Genomic DNA, 20,650 nt, shown 5'->3' with positions numbered 1-20,650 from the left:
TTTATAACAGTTAATACTGTACTTGATTATGCGCGTAACTATAAATAATATTCCCAGGGACCTAAAAACCGTTATTGATTCAGAACCTGTTGATTTTTTGATCAAAAGTGCAAAAAATCACCCAAGAAAAAATGGAATGAGTCTTTCTATATTTTCTCTTTTTTGGAATACAATTGTGATGGTACTTTTGATAGGTTTCATAAAACCATCGTTTGAAAATGGAAAACTACATCTAGCATCCGATGATCTGGACTCTTTGTTGTTTCCTGCGATATTTTTAGGTTTTTTCTTAGTAATAGGTATTGCAATTGCTGTCTGGGGAGTCATTATGCTTTTTCAAAAAGGAGGATATTTTGTAGGTACCGAAAGTCGATTGATCAAATACAGAAAAGGCACTGTAGAAATAAAAGATTGGGAACAGTTTTCTGGCAATATTAAGGTTAAGAAACGTAAAACCCATGGCGATCTTGAGCTGGAATTGCGTACAGGAAAAATGAGAAGCCGCAAAAATGGAGGAGATCAATTTGTACCGGATATTATTTTTATGTCCAAAATTGAAAACGTATTAGAGGTCGAAAAAAAATGTAGAATCAGAATCAAAGAAAATGATCCAACACCAAGAGTAGATTATTAATACACGGATTAATGATTGCCTTATTTCATAAAGATATCTTCTAGTAGCTACACAAACTCAAAGCCTGCAAACTTGGACTGTACTTCATCAAAAGCAGCAAAAACATCTTCTGGGCGATCACTAGTCACCATTTTTGTCCTATATTCTTTAAAATGAGGAATCCCTTTAAAATAATTGGTATAATGTCTTCGGGTTTCAAAAACTCCAAGTTTTTCACCCTTCCAGTCGATAGCCATTTGCAAATGCCTACGTGCTGCTATGACACGTTCTTCTATAGTAGGAGGCGGTAGATGCTCTCCTGTTTCAAAAAAGTGTTTTACTTCTGCAAAAAACCAAGGATAACCAATGCTGGCACGACCAATCATTGCACCGTCTAATCCATATTGATCTCGCATTTCCATGGCACGCTCAGGAGAATCTACATCTCCATTACCAAACACAGGAATATGCATTCTGGGATTGTTTTTTACCTCTGCAATAGGTTTCCAGTTGGCATTGCCTTTATACATTTGTGCTCTCGTGCGACCATGTATAGAGATCGCTTTGCACCCTACATCTTGTAATCGTTCTGCGACTTCTACAATCCTAATAGAATCGTGATCCCAACCCAAACGGGTTTTTACAGTAACCGGTAATTTGGTATGTTTTACCATCGCTTCGGTCAACGATACCATAAGGTCAATATCTTTTAAGATTCCTGCCCCTGCTCCTTTGCTGACTACTTTTTTTACAGGGCATCCAAAATTGATATCGATAATATCGGGACCTGAAGCTTCTACAATCTCTACAGACTTGAGCATCGAATCAAGATTAGCGCCAAAAATCTGAATGCCTACAGGACGTTCTTTTTCATAAATATCAAGTTTCATGACGCTTTTGGCAGCATCTCTTATCAACCCCTCGCTAGAGATAAACTCTGTATACACCACATCTGCACCTTGTTCTTTGCATAATGCACGAAAAGGAGGATCGCTCACATCTTCCATCGGTGCTAATAGTAATGGAAATTCCCCTACATCTATGTCTCCTATTTTTGCCACAGTATATTTTTGGTGTAAAATTACGTAAAACCCTCAATGTTTTCAAAAACCTTTGCGATTTGAAGCTATAAAAATATAGGAGAGATGATATAAAGCTTATAAAATCCAACTATATTTGCAAGTCATTACAAGAGTGGAATTTGCGTGAGGGATAGAAGCATGCTACCGTGTAGCGCGTATAGCCCGACCCGAAATGTAATGAAGGGTCACGCCCCAGAATTTATTTGAAAAAGAAGAATGAAAAACATTAGAAACTTTTGCATTATTGCTCATATTGACCATGGTAAAAGTACCCTGGCAGATCGATTATTAGATTTTACCGGTTCTGTAACGGCTCGCGAAGCGCAAAACCAGTTGCTTGATAATATGGATCTAGAACGTGAGCGTGGGATTACAATCAAGAGCCATGCAATACAAATGGAGTATACGTATAAAGGAGAAGAATATATCCTTAATTTGATTGATACTCCGGGTCATGTTGATTTTTCTTACGAAGTTTCTCGTTCGATTGCTGCTTGCGAAGGAGCATTGCTTGTAGTAGATGCTGCTCAAAGTATACAGGCACAAACGATTTCTAATTTATATCTGGCATTAGAAAATGATCTTGAAATCATACCAGTGCTCAATAAAGTAGATTTACCAAGTGCAAATCCAGAAGAGGTAACCGATGATATTGTAGACCTTTTGGGTTGCGAGGCCGAAGATGTAATTCCTGCAAGTGCTAAGACAGGAATTGGTATCGAAGAAATACTTGAAGCGATAATAGAACGTGTTCCTGCTCCCGAAGGCGTTACAGAAGAACCTTTACAAGCCCTTATTTTTGATTCTGTGTACAACCCTTTTAGAGGCGTTGAAACTTATTTTAGAGTAGTAAATGGCGAGATCAAAAAAGGACAACAAATTAAGTTTGTAGCCACAGGAAAAAACTATTTTGCAGACGAGATTGGTACACTTAAATTGAATCAGGTTCCTAAGCAAGTGATCAAAACCGGGGATGTGGGATATTTGATCACCGGGATCAAAGATGCAAGAGAGGTAAAAGTAGGAGATACCATTACAGATGCAAAAGTACCCACTCAAAATGCTATTGAAGGTTTTGAAGATGTAAAACCAATGGTTTTTGCCGGAATTTATCCTGTAGATACCGAAGATTATGAAGAGTTAAGAGCTTCGATGGAAAAACTACAGCTCAATGATGCGTCACTAGTATTTACTCCGGAAAGTTCTGCAGCGCTAGGATTTGGATTTCGTTGTGGTTTCTTGGGAATGCTCCACATGGAAATTATTCAAGAGCGCTTAGAACGAGAGTTTAATATGACTGTAATTACTACAGTACCCAACGTATCTTATCACGCTTTTACCAATAAAGAACCAGATCAGGTTATCATTGTAAATAACCCTACTGATCTCCCTGATCCTTCTAAAATGAATAGGGTTGAAGAACCTTATATCAAAGCATCTATCATTACTAAAGCTGATTTTGTTGGCCCTGTAATGTCGTTGTGTATCGAAAAACGAGGTGAGATCACAAATCAAACGTATCTTACAACAGAACGTGTAGAACTTTCTTTTGATATGCCATTGGCAGAGATTGTTTTTGATTTTTATGATCGCCTTAAAACCGTTTCAAAAGGATATGCGTCTTTTGATTATGCACCCATCGGGATGAGAGCTTCAAAACTGGTAAAAGTCGATGTATTATTGAATGCAAATACAGTAGATGCACTCTCAGCGTTATTACATCAGGATAATGCTTATGATATTGGGAAAAAGATGTGCGAAAAGCTTAAAGAACTTATCCCACGTCAGCAATTTGATATTCCTATTCAGGCTGCTATTGGAGCAAAAATAATTGCTCGTGAAACGGTAAAAGCCCTTAGAAAAGATGTGACTGCAAAATGTTATGGAGGAGATATCTCTCGTAAACGTAAATTACTTGAAAAACAAAAGAAAGGTAAAAAACGTATGCGTCAGGTAGGTAATGTTGAAATACCACAAGAAGCATTTATGGCAGTACTAAAACTGAATGACTAAGTTACTAAAATGATCAAAGCTATTCTGAATTTTCAAAACAGCTTTGTTATAGAAATATACGATAACTGCTCATCAATAGGGCAGTTATTTTTTTATAGATAGCCAAAAATGTAGGAAATACACTTCTTTGTTAAAGTTAATTTTATCGTTAAAAAGTATTTTCTTGAAGATTAAATGCAATAATGAAATAAATTTTTATAAATTGCATTGTGATTATGATAATCATACTATACAAACTAAACAACAAACTATGCAAAATTTATCTCCTACCCAGATCCCAATTTATGTGTATTTTTTTATTATATCAGTAGCACTGGCTAGTATTTCTTAAGCTTTGAAGAAGTATTTACAATCAGAATGAGTAGACGGCTATAACGTATTGCGTTTATATTACAGATGCTTTTTTAGCTTCTATCATTTTTTGTAACATATACTCAACCCCATTTTCATCATTACTTTTTGTCATGTAATTGGCGATTTGTTTTACATTAGGGTGCGCATTTGCCATAGCAAAGCTGTAGGTCGCTCGCGACATCATTTCAAGATCGTTATTATAATCGCCAAATACCATAGTCTCTTCGGGAGTAATATTATTTTTTTCTTGTAGTTGTTGTAATGCATGACCTTTATTGGCGAGATTATGTGATAGGTCTAACCATATTTCTCCTGATACTTTTACTTTTACCCTACCTTCTAGGTGTTTTAAAGCAGGGTATACATATTTTTCAGATCCATTTTGATTGCATATTGCTATTTTTAGATATACATCATCGGTTACTTCAGATAAATCTTTGACAACTTCATAACGATCATAATATTCAGAAAACATATTTATAAAGTCCTGCCCATAATCTTCAATATATCCCTTTTTACGACCACAAAGTACAACCTGAGATCCTTTTAGCGTTCGAGTGATATCGATGAGTTCGAGATAGGTTTTTCTATCAATTGCAGTAGTTTGCAGTTCTGTATCTTGTAGCATGGTTAATGCTCCATTTTCTGCAATGACATAGATATTATCTTTAATAGGTTCTAATTTATTGATAATACTATAATACTGTCTTCCGCTAGCAGCAACAAAGGTTACTCCTAATTCTTGTAACTCTTGAAAAAGTTCAAAAAAGTGATGGCTTATCTGATCTTTAGAATTCAACAAAGTTCCATCCATATCAGTAGCGACTAATTTAATCTGAGATAAATCCATAAAAATCTTGACTTTTAGTAATAATTAGGTGTAAAGGTATCAGAGATCATATTAAAAATATGATTATTTATGTGAAGATAGTATTAATTTAGTGTCTAGAAGATATAGTAAAAATAAATTTCAATTTATAGCGAACTCTAAATATATGAACTTCTTTCAGAAAGAAATAGCATTGCGCCCTTATCCCAGAGGTTTCCACTTGATTACTGATGAGGTGGTTTCAGCGATTCCAGAAATACAACAAATTCAAATAGGTCAATTGCAAGTTTTTATCAAACATACTTCTGCCGGCTTAACGATCAACGAAAATGTCGATCCGACAGTAAGAAAAGATTTTGAAAGTCACATGAATGTTATGGTTCCTGAAAATGCTCCGTACTATTTGCATACGTATGAGGGGCCGGATGATATGCCTGCGCATATCAAAGCATCTATATTGGGTAGTTCTATTCAAATACCCATTACCGATGGAAAGCTTAATATGGGGATTTGGCAAGGCATTTACCTTTGCGAACATCGTAATCATGGAGGGGCTCGTAATCTGGTATTAACTGCTTTTGGTGCTTAGAAAATAATATGTTTATTCAAATCGAAACGTATAAATTCTATTATTTTTATTGAATTGCAGTTACAATGTCTTTTAAAAACTGATTAAAATCGACCGTATTACCTGCCAAACCAAATCTTACTACTACTAAATCTTTGGAAGGGATTATAAATACCCGTTGTCCCTGAAAACCATTTGCAGAGAACATATCTTTGGGAGCATCGGGATAAAATCCGCCTGCATTTAGCCAAAAATGTCCTCCATAATCGCCTTCAGAGGTAGGTGTAGGTGTTGTAATATAATCCACCCAGCTTTTGTCAAAGATTTGTTTTCCGTTCCAGTTGCCTTTATGTAGATATAGTAATCCAAACTTACCCCAATCTCTCACTGTTGCCCATGAATAAGATGAACCTATGTAGTTACCTGCCAAATCTGTTTCTATTAACATTGAATGCATACCGATTTTGTCAATAAACTCTCGATAAGGGAAATCCAAATATTCTTGATAATCTGTAAATTGTTTTCGTAAGATTCCTGATAATAGGTTGGATACTCCTGATGAGTAATACCAATATTCATTGGGTTTATGAATCGCTTTTTTATTGATTTGTGATGCAGTCATATCGGTATCCAAATACAACATTTTGGTAACATCAGATATTGAACCATAATCTTCATCCCACTTTAGACCACAGTTCATTTGTAATAAATTATGAATAGTGATTTGTTTTCTATCATCATTTTGCCATTCTTTTATAGGTGCTTTACTATCAATATCAATTTTACCTTGTGATTGAAGCACTCCATATACTGTAGAGAGAATACTTTTGGTCATAGACCAGCCCAGTAGTTTAGAGTTTTTATCAATTCCTCCTACATATTTTTCTGCAATGATATGGTCTTTGTGTAGGATTAAAACAGCTCTGGTTCTTTTTACATCCTGACCATTTTGATCAAACATGGAGTCTATAGCGATGTTTATTTGATCGTAATTAACAGAGGCAAATACAGTATCTTTTTGTTCTAATTCTCCATAGGGATATGCTAATCCTGTATTGGTCTTGATTCTTTTTGGAGTCAATACGGGTTCATTAGCCTTATAATCTTCATTGATTAGAACACTGCCAACTCCTTCTCTATAGATAGCTTTGCGTTCATTAAGACCAAAAACAGAAGCTACAGAAGATTTTTCTTCTTGATTTACGGTATCATCTGCTAAATGAACGGGTGCAAAATTATTATCATTTTTATCTGTGTATTCAGCACTTCTATGACCAATAAATATAGATGAGTTCATATTTTTGGCAGAATACCCCGTTAGTATGGTAAGTTTTGGATAATTAAGAACAAAAACAATACTAATGGTTACTAAAAGAATGAGGAAAAAGATAATAAAGCCTCTTTTGAGTTTTTTCATAAGAATAAAGGGTTAAATCAATCTAAAAATACATAATCCTACTTAAAAATACTTAGTACTTTTGTAGAAAGAAAAGACTATGATAAATGTACAGAAAATTCGAGAAGACTTTCCTATCCTTAAAAGAATGGTCAACGGAAAACCTCTCGTATATTTTGATAATGCTGCTACATCGCAAACTCCACAAATAGTAATAGATGCTATAGTAGATTATTACAGTAATTATAATGCAAATATTCACAGGGGAGTACATGCCTTGTCTCAAGAAGCAACAGATGCATATGAACAAGCACGCAAAAAAATACAAAAGCATTTTAATGCAAAGCATCCTTATGAAATTATATTTACCTCAGGCACTACGCATAGTATCAATATAGTCGCAACTGGTTTTACCAATTTATTACAAAAAGATGATGAAATTATTGTTTCTGCATTAGAACATCATTCTAATATTGTTCCTTGGCAAATGTTGTGTGAACGAACAGGGGCAGTGCTCAAAGTAATTCCAATGACAGAAGAAGGCGAATTGGTTATGGATGTATATGATCAATTACTATCGAGCAAAACCAAACTTGTTTTTGTAAACCATATCTCTAATGCACTGGGAACGATAAACCCTATCGAAGAGATGATCAAAAAAGCTCACACTGTAGGTGCTGCCGTTTTGATTGATGCAGCCCAGTCAGGGCCTCATATCAAACCAGATGTTCAAGCACTTGATGTTGATTTTTATGTTGCTTCTGCTCATAAGTTGTGTGGGCCAACCGGAGTAGGAATGTTATACGGTAAAGAAGAATGGTTGAATAAATTACCTCCTTATCAAGGAGGAGGCGAAATGATTGAAGAAGTAACGTTCGAAAAAACAACATATGCAGGATTGCCTCATAAATTTGAAGCAGGAACTCCTAATATTTGTGGTGGAATTGCTTTTGGTGTAGCAATTGATTATATGAATAGTATTGGTTTTGATGATATTGCTGTTTACGAAAATGAGCTACTAGAATATGGTACCAAACGATTGTTAGAAATAGAAGGACTGAGAATCTATGGTACTTCAAAACATAAAACTTCTGTAATTTCCTTTAACCTAGAAGGAGTTCATCCTTATGATGTAGGTACTATTGTAGATAAGTTAGGAATTGCAGTACGTACAGGGCATCATTGTGCACAACCTATTATGGATTTTTATCAAATTCCCGGTACAATACGAGCATCTTTCTCATTTTACAATACCAAAGAAGAAATTGATGCTTTGGTAGAAGCTGTAAAAAAAGCAAAAATGATGCTATCATAAAAGTGAAGGGAACAATAACATTATCGATAACTCGTTGAAGATGTTATCATCATACTTAATATAGTTTAAAAATGAAGTTACAGGATCACCTATATAAATGTAGTATTTTCTTACTCGTATCGTTTTTTTTAATATCGTGTATTAGTGATAATGAAACAAATGACACTGTAGGAGAAATCGATAATCCACTACAAAATCCCTTTGATGGGATTCCTGCAGGAAATCCAGATGGTAACGCTGCAATCCCGGCAGAAGCATCACTAGAAGATGTGTCTAATCCCGATACTGTAATTGGTGATGGCACACCAGAAAGTTGTACAGGTCAGGCTTTTATCGATGCAGTAGCAAAAGGGGGTAAGATTGTGTTTAATTGTGGAGAAGCCCCAATCACTATTACATTGGATACACCTGCAAAAGTGTTTAATAATGCTAACGATGAGGTTGTCATAGATGGAGGAGGGCTTGTTACATTGAGTGGAAATAACCAAACTCGAATTCTATACATGAATACTTGTGACCGTAATCAAGTTTGGACCACTGATCAATGTCAAAATCAAGATCACCCAAGATTAACAGTACAGAACTTAACATTTGCTAATGCCAATTCTACAAACGAAACAGAGTTTGATGGTGGAGGTGCTATTTGGGTTCGTGGAGGGCGTTTTAAAGCGATAAATTGCCGTTTTTTTAATAACACCTGTGCCAGTAATGGCCCTGATGTAGGAGGTGGAGCTATAAGAGTGTTTAGCCAATATAATAACCAGCCTGTATATATTGTAAATAGTACTTTTGGTGGTAAAGAAGGTCTTGGAAACTCGGGAGCAAATGGAGGAGCAATAAGCAGTATTGGAGTTTCCTGGACAATTATTAATAGTTTGTTTTCTTACAATAAAGCGATTGGTAGCGGAGGCAATCCTGCAAGACCAAATACCCCGGGAGGAGGTAGCGGGGGTGCTATCTATAATGATGGAAATACGATGACATTAACCCTATCGGGAACTCATATTACTGCAAACGAAGTTAATGATTTTGGAGCTGCAATCTTTTTTGTAACAAATGACCGTTCTGGAAATATGGTCATTGAAACATCTACAATAGAAAATAATATAGGAGGGTCATGGTATCCATCCTATCCGGGGATATCGGCTCATGCAGATACCGATATTAGAGTAGTGAACTCTACAATCATCGAATAAACATAGTATTCGTTATTATATTTATTTCTGAATGATGATCATAATATTATTGATCGAACTTGTATCATTGGCTTCAATATAACTCTTGAAGGAACTATAAATGTTATGAGTATTTGCAATTTAATGGTTTCAATATCAAACTGTTAAACAGTTCTAATTTTTGTTAAAGAATAAAACAAAATTAAAATAAGAGCCGTTTTATCCTTATCTTATAATAGAGAATTGTTACATCAATATATGCAGTATTATGATACAGAAAACATATCAGACACTCCTTGCGTTAGTGATAATCATTGCTTTTTTAAGTTGTACTAATTCTAAAAAACGAAATCAACAAGATCAGAATAATACTGATCAGCAAGAAGAAACACAACCAACGTCGCAAGAACCCATTAAACGTTGTAATACTATGGAAGTGTTAGAGAAGCATTTGGCAAAGCGCCCTGATCTTAGATCAAAAATGGATAATATCGAGAAGCATTGTGAGGCGTTTATAGAAATGAGAAAGAGTGGTAGAATAAATGTGTTGGATACGATTAATATTCCTACTGTTGTACACATTATCTATAATAATGATAAAGAAAATATTAGTGAAGAGCAGATACAATCACAAATAGATGTTCTCAATGAGGATTTCAACAAAAAAAATACGGATATCTCACAAATACCTAAAGAATTTTCTGATCGATCTTCTTCTGTAAACCTTCGTTTTTCTTTGGATAGTGTTATTAGAATTTCTTCAACCAAAACTTCGTGGGGTACCGATGACGAAATGAAATTCTCTTCAAGTGGAGGTTCGGATGTTATTTCACCAAACACTCGTCTTAATATATGGGTATGTAATATAGATGGTGGGGTTCTTGGATATGCTCAATTTCCTGGAGATAATCCTGATACAGATGGTATCGTTGTTTCACCTCAGTATTTTGGGACTTCAGGATCTGCTATTGCTCCTTTTGATAAAGGTAGAACCACTACACATGAAGTTGGTCATTGGTTAAATCTTCGACATATTTGGGGTGATGGAGGCTGTTTACAAGACGATTTTGTTGCTGACACCCCAGAATCTAATACGCCTAATTATGGCTGTCCTGATTATCCTGTGGTGAATTGTGAATCTAATGATATGACCATGAACTATATGGATTATGTTGATGATGCCTGTATGTATATGTTTACTAGTGGACAAACTGATAGAATGAGAGCTGTCTTTGCAAGTGGTGGCCCAAGAGAAGGTTTTTTAAATTCATTATAGACAATGATATTATAGTATATTACGAGTAAAGAAAAATAAAAGAATACATGAAACTATTCGTAATAGCATTGCTAAGTTTTACCACAATGTTTTCATCCTGTGGCAACATTTCTAAGCAGACAAAAGAACTTATAATTGCAAGCTATCAGGTAGATTGTGAAGGTGTGGCTCTTCAAAAATGTTTGTTGATCAAAGAAAAGACCGAAGATGAATGGATGTATTTTTATAATGATATTGAAGGATTTAAATATCAAGAAGGATACGAATATGTTGTAAAGGTTGAAGTATCAAACATAAAAAACCCTCCTGCCGATGGCTCTTCTTTACAATATACTTTGGTCAAAATATTATCACAAGAACAAGTTCAAAGCCAAAATGTTTCACAATATCTCTCTCCTGTTACTCAAGATACATCAATAATAGCAATAGAATATAGAGCTTCTACACGTGGTTCTTTTCTCTCTATCAAGGTTAATAAAGATGTTATAGAACGAACTGCTGATCGTAGCTTGAAGGATAGTAAAACGACAAAATGCTCTAAAAAAGACTGGAGCGAGATTACTGCATTAGTTCAAGATGTAGCATTAGAAAAGATCAACGCATTAGAGGCTCCATCCTCAAAAAAAAATACAGACGCTGCTTTGATAGCTCAAATCAAGGTTATTTTGCCCTCACAAACATTTACTTCTTCACAATTTGATCATGGTAATCCACCAGAAGAAATTGAACAATTAGTTAATACTATCCTATCATTGGCAGAAAGTATTGAATAGCAAAAATTCTTATCGTATTTTTGTTAAAAATTTGCGAGAATGACCATACAAGAAATTCAGGAAGAAATTGTTGACGAGTTTAGCATGTTTGATGATTGGATGCAACGATATGAATACATGATTGAATTGGGAAAATCACTTCCGATCATTGAAGAAAAATACAAGACAGACGACAACATTATAAAAGGATGTCAAAGTAAAGTTTGGGTGCATGCAGAAATGAACGATGAAAAAATCGAGTTTACTGCCGATAGCGATGCTATTATTACCAAAGGTATTATTGCGATACTCATACGAGCTTTTTCTGGGCAGCATCCAAAAGATATTATAGATGCAAATACAGATTTTGTTGATGAAATAGGGCTAAAAGAACATCTTTCTCCCACGCGAGCTAATGGATTGGTGAGCATGATCAAACAATTAAAGATGTATGCAATAGCTTATCAAACACAATTAAACTAGATTTTTGTTAAGGACATTCTATTAAAATCGACTAAAATTAATACCATGAGCGAAGTTACTATAGATACCAATGAACTTGGAGAAAAAATTGTCGGGGTACTCAAAACCATCTATGATCCCGAAATACCTGTAGATATTTATGAATTAGGATTGATTTATGATGTTTTTGTAAATGAAGATTATGATGTGAAAATCCTAATGACATTAACTTCTCCCAATTGTCCTGTTGCCGAATCTTTACCAGAAGAAGTACGTGAAAAAGTAAAATCTCTTAATGCTGTAAATGATGCAGAAATAGAACTTACATTTGATCCCCCATGGTCTCAGGATTTGATGAGTGAAGAAGCAAAACTAGAATTAGGAATGCTTTAATTACTTTTTAGTAATACCGTTTTTTAAAAGAATTATTAGTATTGAAGCAAGATTATGGCAGAAGAAATTGTAAATAGAGTTGCAAATAATAAAAAGCTAGTCACTTTTGATTTAGAAGATTTATATCCCGAAGGTAATCGAGTCGTTTTTGATATTAAAGACTGGTTGTATGAGGGGCTGATATTACGAGAAAAAGAGTTCAGAAAACAAGTAGCTGATCACGACTGGAGTCAATATCAGAGTAGTTATATCGTTTTCAATTGTTCTACAGATGCAATTATACCGGGTTGGGCATATCTATTGCTTACAAGTGCAGCTATGCCTTTTGCCAAAAAAGTAGTTGTAGGATCTTTAGAAACTTTAGAAACAATATTATATCAAGAAATCATATATCAACTTGATGTTTCTTCTTATCAAGATAAATTTTTAATCATAAAAGGGTGCTCTAATAAACCTGTTCCGCAAGGTGCATATATTGCATTAATTCAAAAATTACAACCTGTTGCCAAAAGCATTATGTATGGAGAAGCATGCTCATCTGTTCCTCTGTTTAAACAAAAATAAAACCTCTTATCTAGTAATATTACCTTTTATCGAAAACTTCTGTGTAGATATGTAGTATACGTGGTCACGATCGTTATAAAGAATATATCTTTACCCGCATAAAATTATATTCTTTCAAGTTATGTTTTGAAGTATTCTATCTTTAACTTTCAATAACAACTTGTTTATTAATTAATAAAATTAACGATCAAATGAAAAACACACTCTTAACCATTACAATGCTATGTATAAGCATAACGTCTTTATTTGCGCAAGATGAAGAAAAAAAAGATGACACTCCCAAAGATGGATGGACAAAAGCAGGAAACATTAGTTTTTTGCTTAATCAGTCTGCATTTAATGCTGAATGGCTAGGAGGAGGAACTTCTAATATTGCAGGTAACTTATCATTGTCTTATGATTTTAATTATAGAAAAGGAAACCTTACATGGGATAATAAGATTCTTGCTGATTATGGATTAACTAAATTAGATGACCAAGAATTTACAAGAAAAACTAATGATAGGTTCGAATACAACTCCTTATTGGGTAAACAAATCAAAGAGTCTAACTGGTATTATTCATTAATCCTTAACTTTAGAACTCAATTTGATAAAGGGTTCGAATTTGGAGAAGAGCCTATTATTGATGAAACTACAGGTGATGTAATTGGTACAAGAGAGACCAGATCAGAAATAACACGAATTTTTTCTCCTGCTTATCTTCTTGTAGGTCCAGGTCTTTTATGGAAGAAAAATGATAATTTAAAGGTAAATATAGCACCGGCAACTGCCAGATTTATTTTTGTAAATGGTGATTTTACGGATACAAATAATCCTAATAATTTATTAGATGCAAATGATGAGTATTTTGGAGTAGAGGCCAATGAATCTACACGTTTTGAGTTTGGTGCTTCTGTTAATGCTTATGCTAAATTTGAAATCATGGAAAACATTTCTATGGAAAACATTTTGAATTTATATTCTAATTATCTTGAAGATCCACAAAATGTAGATTTAGATTATACAGCAAATATCGTGATGACAATAAACAAATATCTATCAACTAATCTTACTTTTCAAGCAATTTATGATGATAATGCAATCGGAGCATTTCAGATCAGAGAGGTATTTGGTTTAGGGATCAATTATGGTTTCTAAAAGAAAAAGAAAAATTTATATATAAAGAGTAAAAGCCCAAAAACTGTTATTCAGAAACAGCTTTTGGGCTTTTATTTATCGTGATTATTATCTTTCAGCTATTATATTCCATAAAAAATTCGTGATCGTCTTGTCCTGTAATTATAAATCCACATCTAGTATATAAATCCTTAGCGGGGTTTTGTTTTAGAACCTTTAAGGTTACTTTTTTTGAATTTTCGATCACTTTTTGTATCACTTGCTTGCCTATACCTTGTCCCTGATATTTTGGTAGTACTTGTAGCTGCATAATTTCAGAAGTTGTATCCTCTTCTTTATACTTGATCATTCCAACTTTTTGGTTATTTGACCAAAGGATATATATGTAATTAAATCTATAATATATTCGAGCTTTATGAGCTATGTCATTCATGGGTATACCTGCATTTTCTAAATGCACTGCCATAGTCTGTTTTCTTAGGTCAAATAAAAAGTCTATGTCTGTTTGTTTTGCTTTGACAAGGGTAAGAGATTGCATGACTTGTATTACTATTATGATAGTGTTATTACAGATATGTAATTCAATACATCATTATTTTGATCAAATCTTTATCAGCATTAATTTTTAAAACCATTGTGCCCAAGGAATTCTTGATAGCATTAAAATCCAAGCGATAGTATAGAAAATAGCCAAGATTTTAAATTTTGGAGTAGAGGTTAATTTCTTTTTATGTTTAGAATATCCGATAGTAATAAAGACGATTGTTAAAATCATTACGGTTGGATGCTCAACATTATAAAGACGTAGTGTAGCATCTTTCATGATTTCTCCAACTTTGTATGTTCCTGAAAACCATACGACAAGAGGGGATAAAAAGAAAATAGCAAGACCAATTAATAACTGAATATGTGAAACAATAAGTGCGAATAAAGAAACTCTAAAATCTTTTGGAGCATACTCTCTTTTACCGAAAAAACCGGCTAGGGCATTTATAGTTGCCAATGTTACAATTAGTAAAACAAGATAAGCCCAATAAGAGTGAACAATCTGAATCGCTTGATACATAATATACGTCGTTTAGTTAATGAAGTTTTGTTTTGTATTTGTAAAAATCAAGAGTTATAAAAGTTTCTTGATGATAGTTCAAAGGTAAGTATAATGGTTAAAAAAACCTTATCTGTAAGATTGATAGAAAGATAATTTTTATTTATTGAGTAATTCATATGATTTGATAATTCTGTTTTGACATTATCATTATGAGTATTAATAATAACAAAAAATCCCCTCTCAGTTATGAGAGGGGATTTCTATATCATTTTGAATATTATAGTACTATAAATACTAGTTAAAAAGATAACGTAATCCTATTTGCATTTGCCATCTAGAAGATTGATTACCTTCATCATCGATTTCTTCTACATTCTCTATGTTTCTCTCGTTTACTTGGAAACTAGGAACGTTGTTGTCATCAACTCCAATTAAATCAATAATTTGAACCTCTCCAAAGTTTCCAGCAAATTTACGTACACCCCAGTCTTTATTTAAGAAGTTTCCAAAGTTAAGGATATCAGCAGTGATTTGGAATCCGTGAGTGTTATTACCTACCTTAAGAGAGAAATCTTGAACAAATTTGAAGTCAAAAATATGATTCCAAGGTCCTCTTTCTCCATTACGTTCTGCATATTGTCCTCTACGATCTCTTAGGTAATCATTACCTTCAATATAATTGTTAAGTATTTGCCATTGTTCTTCAGCACTAGTAGTCACAACACCGTTTCTTACAATATCTACTAAATTGATTTCGCTTCGATTTGCAGGAACATAAATTAATGCTTTATCTCTAGTATCATCATTTAAAGTAAAGTTTCCAAAGTTTGGAGTTCTATATGTGTAAGAAAATGGAGCTCCTTGAGAACCTTCATAAACAAGCCCTATTGTAGTTTTAATATTCTCGTTCCATTTAAACTCATAAGAAGCATTAGCAATAATTCTATGTCCTAAAGAGAAGTCTGATCTAGCTACAGGAATTCCAGCGTTTTTACCATTTACAGTGATTTGATTTCTCCATTGTGAACTGTTTTGAGAAGACGAAGCATCAAATACATTTTTTGACTCACCATATGAATAAGACGCACTTGCTTGGAAACCATTACTAAAAGGTTTTTGTATTGTAAAGGTAGCATTATATGAATATCCAGCTCCAACATTTGAGGCTAAATATATTCCGCTATATGTACGATCAATAAAACCTCTATTGTAACGTAATCTATTGTCTTGCCCACCATTAAGAGTTCCTACAGGTCCAGCTATATTTAGATTTTCGTATTGTAATTGAGTAATATTATCTTGGTATAATAAATCTGCAGATGCGATTAGCCCCCACCATGGTAACTTTTGATCTACAGCAAGATTGTATTTTAAAACTTGTGGAAGTTTTGTGTCAGGAGAAAATAAATCTATTTGTCCACCAACTTCTCCAGACCCTCTATCAATATGAATAGGCTGTTCATTAACATTTGAGTTAAAGAAGATGTCTTCAGTAAAGTTTCTCTCTTCACTAGCGCCTTGTGTTACACCATTATTATTATAGGTTCCACCTGCCCAAACTAGTGGCACTCTTGAAGTGAAAACACCTAAACCACCTCTAACCTGTGTTGTTTTATTTCCTTTTACATCCCAGTTAAATCCTAAACGAGGAGCAATATGAGCTCTAGGGTTGATTGCTTTACCAACTCTAGCTCCTCGTAAGTCTTTACCAGCAGCTTCTAAGATTGGAATAGTTCTATTGTTGAAATCTTCATTCACTGTACCATCTTCCCAGAATGGAATATCTACTCTTAGACCAGCAGTAATTTTTAAATTCTCTGAAAACTGAACTTCATCTTGCGCATAGAACCCAAACATTACTCTTTCGAACTCTGCCGCTCCAACAGCATCATCACCAACTCTAGAACCTTCAAGTAACGGATAGCTTATATCATATCGATCTGCTGCTTGTTGATTTAAGAACTGTTCCGTTCCAGTGCTTACAAGAGTTTCTATACCATCTCCATTAACATCCTCGAATTGATCAAAATATTGATAGTAACCAAAGTTGCTTGCAAAAAATAAATTCTTTGCAGAAGCATATTCGTTTTGTGTACCTATGGTAACTGTATGTCTTCCTGAATAGATATTAAAGTTATTCGCTAATGTAAATACATCTTGATCTAAAAGGTTAGCAGTACTAAATCTTTCTGCTCCAAAATTTATTCTACCACCATCGGCATCATTCAATTGTACTGATGGGAATGGATCTCCTGCAGGATCTCTATCATCTCTTACTCTAGAATATCCTAATATTAAGTTGTTAGAAAATTTATTACCAATGGTAGTATTCCATTCTAAAGTAGTAGTATTTGTTACACTTTCAAAAAGTTCTGATCCGTTAGAAAAGTTAATAGTTCTAATACCAGAAGCTCTTCCTTCAAGGTTTTCAGACTTTACATAGTTGTTTTTTAAAAATATCTGGTTGTTCTCATTGATGTTCCAGTCTAATCTTACCGTAAATGTGTTACCAAGTAATGTAGACACATTGTTTTCAAAACTACCAATATCGTAGTTATAACGAGATAGAACAGTTTGTCTAAGATTTGCTAAATCAGCAGCAGTTGAACTTCCTGTATAATTGCTGATGTTAAATGGGTTGTTAAACTCATTATCTACTCTTTCATAATTGGCAAAGAAAAATAATTTATCCTTAATGATAGGACCACCAACTCTCATACCATAAGTTAATGCGGTAAATTCATCTAATTTTTGTCTTTCATCTCCCTCATTTACTAAATCAACAGGAGTTTTTCCAACTAAATCTTCGTTTTTAAAGAAAGTATAAACAGATCCTTCCCAGTTATTTGATCCCGATCTGGTAATTGCATTTACTGCTCCACCCGCAAAACCTGATTGTTTTACATCGAAAGGAGCAACGTTAATTTGAATTGTTTCTATCGCATCTATTGTAAAAGGGTTGATACCTGTTTGACCACCATTAGTACCAGATCCAGCTAAACCAAAAGCATCATTATTTACGGCCCCATCAACATAAATTCCGTTAAAACGGTTATTTTGACCTGCAATAGAGAAATTAAATCCGTCATCTCCTTCTGCAAGTCTTGCCTGAGGTGTAATTCTAACAAATTCTGAAATAGATCTAGAAGTGTTTGGTATAGTATTTAGTTGTCTTCTGGTTACAGTGGTTTCAGAACCTGTTTTTCCAGAATCAAATACACTATTTGCTTGTGCTGTAATAATCACTTCTTCTAATGCATCGGCTTCTTCTTCCATCTGAACACTTATTCTTTCAGATTGACCTAATTGTAAAAATAGACCTTCTTTTTTAACCTCTTTAAACCCTACATAAGAAATAGTAATAGTGTATGGACCTCCAACCCTCATATTACTGATACGATAAAAGCCATCAAAGTCTGTAGTAACTCCATATTTAGTTCCTGTCGGATTATGAATAGCTACAATATTGGCACCGGGCATTGGACTCCCAGTATTGTCAATTATCTTCCCGTTAATGGAGGATGTGGTTACCCCTTGCGCATACGTCTCCCCAACGAATGCAAGAAGGATTACAAAAAATAAAACTGTAATCTTTTTCATGAGTGTAATTTAATTGTTTGTTAATTACTCTATAAAACCTCAAATGATTAAAGTAGTTCGATGATCACAATATGATTAAATCTACTTGCATCAAAATCAGCTTTATAATCGCTTTTGAACTTATTAGTTCTGCAAAAGAACAAATCTTTATGAAACCTAAGTTTACCTTAATGTTAAGAGTTTCTAAGAATTTCCACAAATAAAACTTAATTTTTTCAAGTATAAATAACTGATTTTTAGTTGTTTAAAATGAATTTTGTTTATTTGTTAATATTGTAGTGAAAAAAAAATAACAATAATGTTGCAACACCGCTCTGAAAAAAGAGTAGAATACCAAAAAAATATTGTTCAGATATGATGTTTTTGGTTTGAAAATATACTGAAGAAGAATAAAGCCCAAGTTAATATTTTATACTCGGGCTTTATTAAAAATAAGATACTTTTATTTTAAATCACTGATCAATAGTTTCTGAAGTAATGTTTTTGTAGAAGCGTCATGTTCTCTAGGTTCTTTATTTTCTATTTCTGATAAAATGTTTGTTGCAAGTTGCTTTCCTAATTCAACTCCCCATTGGTCAAAACTAAAAATATTCCAAATTACTCCTTGTACAAATATTCGCTGCTCATACATAGCAACCAATGATCCCAAAGATTTTGGTGTAAGCCTATCAATTAGTATGGTCGTTGTGGGTTTATTACCTTCAAAAACCTTAAAAGGAGTGAGTTTTTCTATTTCTGTTTCTGAAAGTCCTTTTGCATTTAATTCATCGATTACTTCGGTTTTTGTTTTTCCATTCATCAAAGCCTCTGTTTGTGCAAAGAAATTTGCCATTAGCTTGTTTTGATGATCCTGATCTCCAAAAAGAGAATGTTTGAACCCGACAAACTCTGCAGGTATTAATTTGGTTCCCTGATGAATGAGTTGAAAAAAGGCATGTTGTGCGTTTGTTCCGGGTTCTCCCCATATAATCGTACCTGTTTGGTAATTCACAGGAACTCCATTTCGGTCTACACTTTTTCCGTTACTCTCCATGATGCCTTGTTGAAGATAAGCAGGTAATCTATGTAGATATTGAGAATATGGAATTATAGCTTCACTTTCTGCATTAAAAAAGTTATTATACCATATGCTTTGTAATGCCAGAATAACCGGGATATTATTTTCGAAAGGAGTATTCTTGAAATGTTCATCCATTTCATTAGCTCCTTGTAGTAACGCATCAAAATTATCATAGCCTATCGCAAGACTTATAGACAATCCTACTGCGCTCCAAAGTGAAAAACGACCACCTACCCAATCCCATAAAGGGAATATATTTTCTGAATCAATACCAAAATTAGTTACATTACTAATATTGCTAGATACCGCAATAAAATGTTTACTCACAGCTTCTTGTATAGCGTGTTGAGTAAACCATTTTCTGGCAGTCGTAGCATTAGAAAGTGTTTCTTGGGTAGAAAAAGTTTTAGAAACTACAATAAAAAGAGTAGTTTCAGGATTTAGGCCTTTTAATCTCTGATGCACATGGTCCCCATCGACATTAGAAATAAAATGTATGTTAAGATGATTTTTATAAAACTCTAGTGCTTCTGTAATCATTGCAGGTCCAAGATCAGAACCACCTATCCCAATATTAACGATATCGGTAAATGGTTTTCCTGTATACCCTTTTAATTCTCCTGAAATAACCTCATAGCTAAATTTTTTAATTTTTTCTTTGACTGCATTTATTTCAGGAACGACATCCTTACCGTCTACAAAAACTTTTTTCTCACCAGGAGTTCTTAGCGCTGTATGTAAAACAGCTCTATTTTCTGTTTCGTTAATGATATCTCCTTCAAAATAACTTTGTATTGCCTGATCTAGTTTTACTTCTTTTGCAAGATCTAGCAATAATGATTTTGTAGTTTCGTTAATTCTATTTTTTGAATAATCTACATAAAAATCTTTCCAGGCAATGGCAAATTGATTTGCTCGTTCAGGATTTTCTAAGAAAAGATCTTTGAGTTTTTTGTCCCTAATAGATAAATAGTGTTCTTGTAGTGCTTTCCAAGCATTTGTGGTGGTTGGGTTAATAGAAGGTAGTGCCAT

At 33.9% G+C, this 20,650-nt stretch carries 18 protein-coding genes; 11 read left to right on the top strand and 7 right to left on the bottom strand.

The window, feature by feature from the left end; all coding sequences use genetic code 11:
- Positions 1 to 28: 28 nt before the first annotated feature.
- Positions 29 to 634: a hypothetical protein gene (locus FHK87_RS08830; protein ID WP_140592311.1), complete on the top strand. Its 606-nt coding sequence runs from the start codon at positions 29 to 31 to the stop codon at positions 632 to 634.
- A 47-nt stretch (positions 635 to 681) separates the two neighbouring features.
- Here the strand turns inward: FHK87_RS08830 and dusB are convergent, their stop codons facing one another.
- Positions 682 to 1,674: a tRNA dihydrouridine synthase DusB gene (gene dusB / locus FHK87_RS08825; protein WP_140592310.1), complete on the bottom strand. Its 993-nt coding sequence runs from the start codon at positions 1,672 to 1,674 to the stop codon at positions 682 to 684.
- Between the two features lie 237 nt (positions 1,675 to 1,911).
- Between dusB and lepA the strand changes: the two genes are divergently transcribed.
- Positions 1,912 to 3,708, top strand: coding sequence for a translation elongation factor 4 (gene lepA, locus FHK87_RS08820; protein WP_140592309.1), 1,797 nt, complete (start codon positions 1,912 to 1,914; stop codon positions 3,706 to 3,708).
- Positions 3,709 to 4,093: 385 nt separating this feature from the next.
- On the opposite strand, the gene FHK87_RS08815 is transcribed toward lepA, so the two are convergent.
- Positions 4,094 to 4,912 carry an HAD family hydrolase gene (locus FHK87_RS08815; protein WP_140592308.1) on the bottom strand — a complete coding sequence of 273 codons (819 nt, stop codon included), beginning with the start codon at positions 4,910 to 4,912 and terminating at the stop codon, positions 4,094 to 4,096.
- Positions 4,913 to 5,057: 145 nt separating this feature from the next.
- On the opposite strand from FHK87_RS08815, the gene FHK87_RS08810 reads away from it, so the two are divergent.
- The gene (locus FHK87_RS08810) at positions 5,058 to 5,480 is read left to right on the top strand and encodes a secondary thiamine-phosphate synthase enzyme YjbQ (RefSeq protein ID WP_140592307.1); all 423 of its coding nucleotides are present in this window, start codon (positions 5,058 to 5,060) and stop codon (positions 5,478 to 5,480) included.
- 46 nt (positions 5,481 to 5,526) lie between these two features.
- Here FHK87_RS08810 and FHK87_RS08805 read toward each other — a convergent pair whose 3' ends face one another.
- Positions 5,527 to 6,876 carry a serine hydrolase domain-containing protein gene (locus tag FHK87_RS08805; RefSeq protein ID WP_140592306.1) on the bottom strand — a complete coding sequence of 450 codons (1,350 nt, stop codon included), beginning with the start codon at positions 6,874 to 6,876 and terminating at the stop codon, positions 5,527 to 5,529.
- Between the two features lie 79 nt (positions 6,877 to 6,955).
- Here FHK87_RS08805 and FHK87_RS08800 point away from each other — a divergent pair, with 79 nt between their 5' ends.
- The 8 genes from FHK87_RS08800 to FHK87_RS08765 all read left to right on the top strand — a co-directional run bounded on the left by FHK87_RS08800 (position 6,956) and on the right by FHK87_RS08765 (position 13,931).
- On the top strand, positions 6,956 to 8,170 hold the full coding sequence (locus FHK87_RS08800; RefSeq protein WP_140592305.1) for an aminotransferase class V-fold PLP-dependent enzyme: 1,215 nt from the start codon (positions 6,956 to 6,958) through the stop codon (positions 8,168 to 8,170).
- 71 nt (positions 8,171 to 8,241) lie between these two features.
- Positions 8,242 to 9,366: a hypothetical protein gene (locus FHK87_RS08795; RefSeq protein WP_140592304.1), complete on the top strand. Its 1,125-nt coding sequence runs from the start codon at positions 8,242 to 8,244 to the stop codon at positions 9,364 to 9,366.
- Between the two features lie 247 nt (positions 9,367 to 9,613).
- Positions 9,614 to 10,621, top strand: a complete 1,008-nt coding sequence (locus FHK87_RS08790) for a zinc metalloprotease (RefSeq protein ID WP_140592303.1) — start codon at positions 9,614 to 9,616, stop codon at positions 10,619 to 10,621.
- Positions 10,622 to 10,668: 47 nt separating this feature from the next.
- Positions 10,669 to 11,394: a DUF4377 domain-containing protein gene (locus FHK87_RS08785; RefSeq protein WP_140592302.1), complete on the top strand. Its 726-nt coding sequence runs from the start codon at positions 10,669 to 10,671 to the stop codon at positions 11,392 to 11,394.
- A 39-nt stretch (positions 11,395 to 11,433) separates the two neighbouring features.
- Complete coding sequence (locus tag FHK87_RS08780) at positions 11,434 to 11,856, top strand: SufE family protein (RefSeq protein WP_140592301.1); 423 nt, start codon at positions 11,434 to 11,436, stop codon at positions 11,854 to 11,856.
- A gap of 45 nt (positions 11,857 to 11,901) precedes the next feature.
- Complete coding sequence (locus tag FHK87_RS08775) at positions 11,902 to 12,228, top strand: DUF59 domain-containing protein (RefSeq protein ID WP_140592300.1); 327 nt, start codon at positions 11,902 to 11,904, stop codon at positions 12,226 to 12,228.
- 54 nt (positions 12,229 to 12,282) lie between these two features.
- On the top strand, positions 12,283 to 12,792 hold the full coding sequence (locus tag FHK87_RS08770) for a DUF2480 family protein (protein ID WP_140592299.1): 510 nt from the start codon (positions 12,283 to 12,285) through the stop codon (positions 12,790 to 12,792).
- Between the two features lie 191 nt (positions 12,793 to 12,983).
- The gene (locus FHK87_RS08765; RefSeq protein ID WP_140592298.1) at positions 12,984 to 13,931 is read left to right on the top strand and encodes a DUF3078 domain-containing protein; all 948 of its coding nucleotides are present in this window, start codon (positions 12,984 to 12,986) and stop codon (positions 13,929 to 13,931) included.
- A gap of 94 nt (positions 13,932 to 14,025) precedes the next feature.
- Here the strand turns inward: FHK87_RS08765 and FHK87_RS08760 are convergent, their stop codons facing one another.
- The 4 genes from FHK87_RS08760 to pgi all read right to left on the bottom strand — a co-directional run bounded on the left by FHK87_RS08760 (position 14,026) and on the right by pgi (position 20,650).
- Positions 14,026 to 14,448: a GNAT family N-acetyltransferase gene (locus FHK87_RS08760; protein WP_140592297.1), complete on the bottom strand. Its 423-nt coding sequence runs from the start codon at positions 14,446 to 14,448 to the stop codon at positions 14,026 to 14,028.
- Positions 14,449 to 14,535: 87 nt separating this feature from the next.
- Entirely contained in the window at positions 14,536 to 14,976 is a 441-nt protein-coding gene (locus FHK87_RS08755; protein WP_140592296.1) for a hypothetical protein, read from the bottom strand.
- Positions 14,977 to 15,252: 276 nt separating this feature from the next.
- Positions 15,253 to 18,558 carry a TonB-dependent receptor gene (locus FHK87_RS08750; protein ID WP_140592295.1) on the bottom strand — a complete coding sequence of 1,102 codons (3,306 nt, stop codon included), beginning with the start codon at positions 18,556 to 18,558 and terminating at the stop codon, positions 15,253 to 15,255.
- A gap of 442 nt (positions 18,559 to 19,000) precedes the next feature.
- A complete protein-coding gene (gene pgi, locus FHK87_RS08745; protein WP_140592294.1) occupies positions 19,001 to 20,650 on the bottom strand; it encodes a glucose-6-phosphate isomerase in 1,650 nt (549 codons plus the stop codon).

Source organism: Aquimarina algicola (assembly GCF_006443095.1).
GTDB classification, from domain to species: Bacteria; Bacteroidota; Bacteroidia; order Flavobacteriales; family Flavobacteriaceae; genus Aquimarina; species Aquimarina algicola.
The sequence above is the reverse complement of the archived record's forward strand: the minus strand, read 5'-3'. Positions and strand labels throughout refer to the sequence as shown.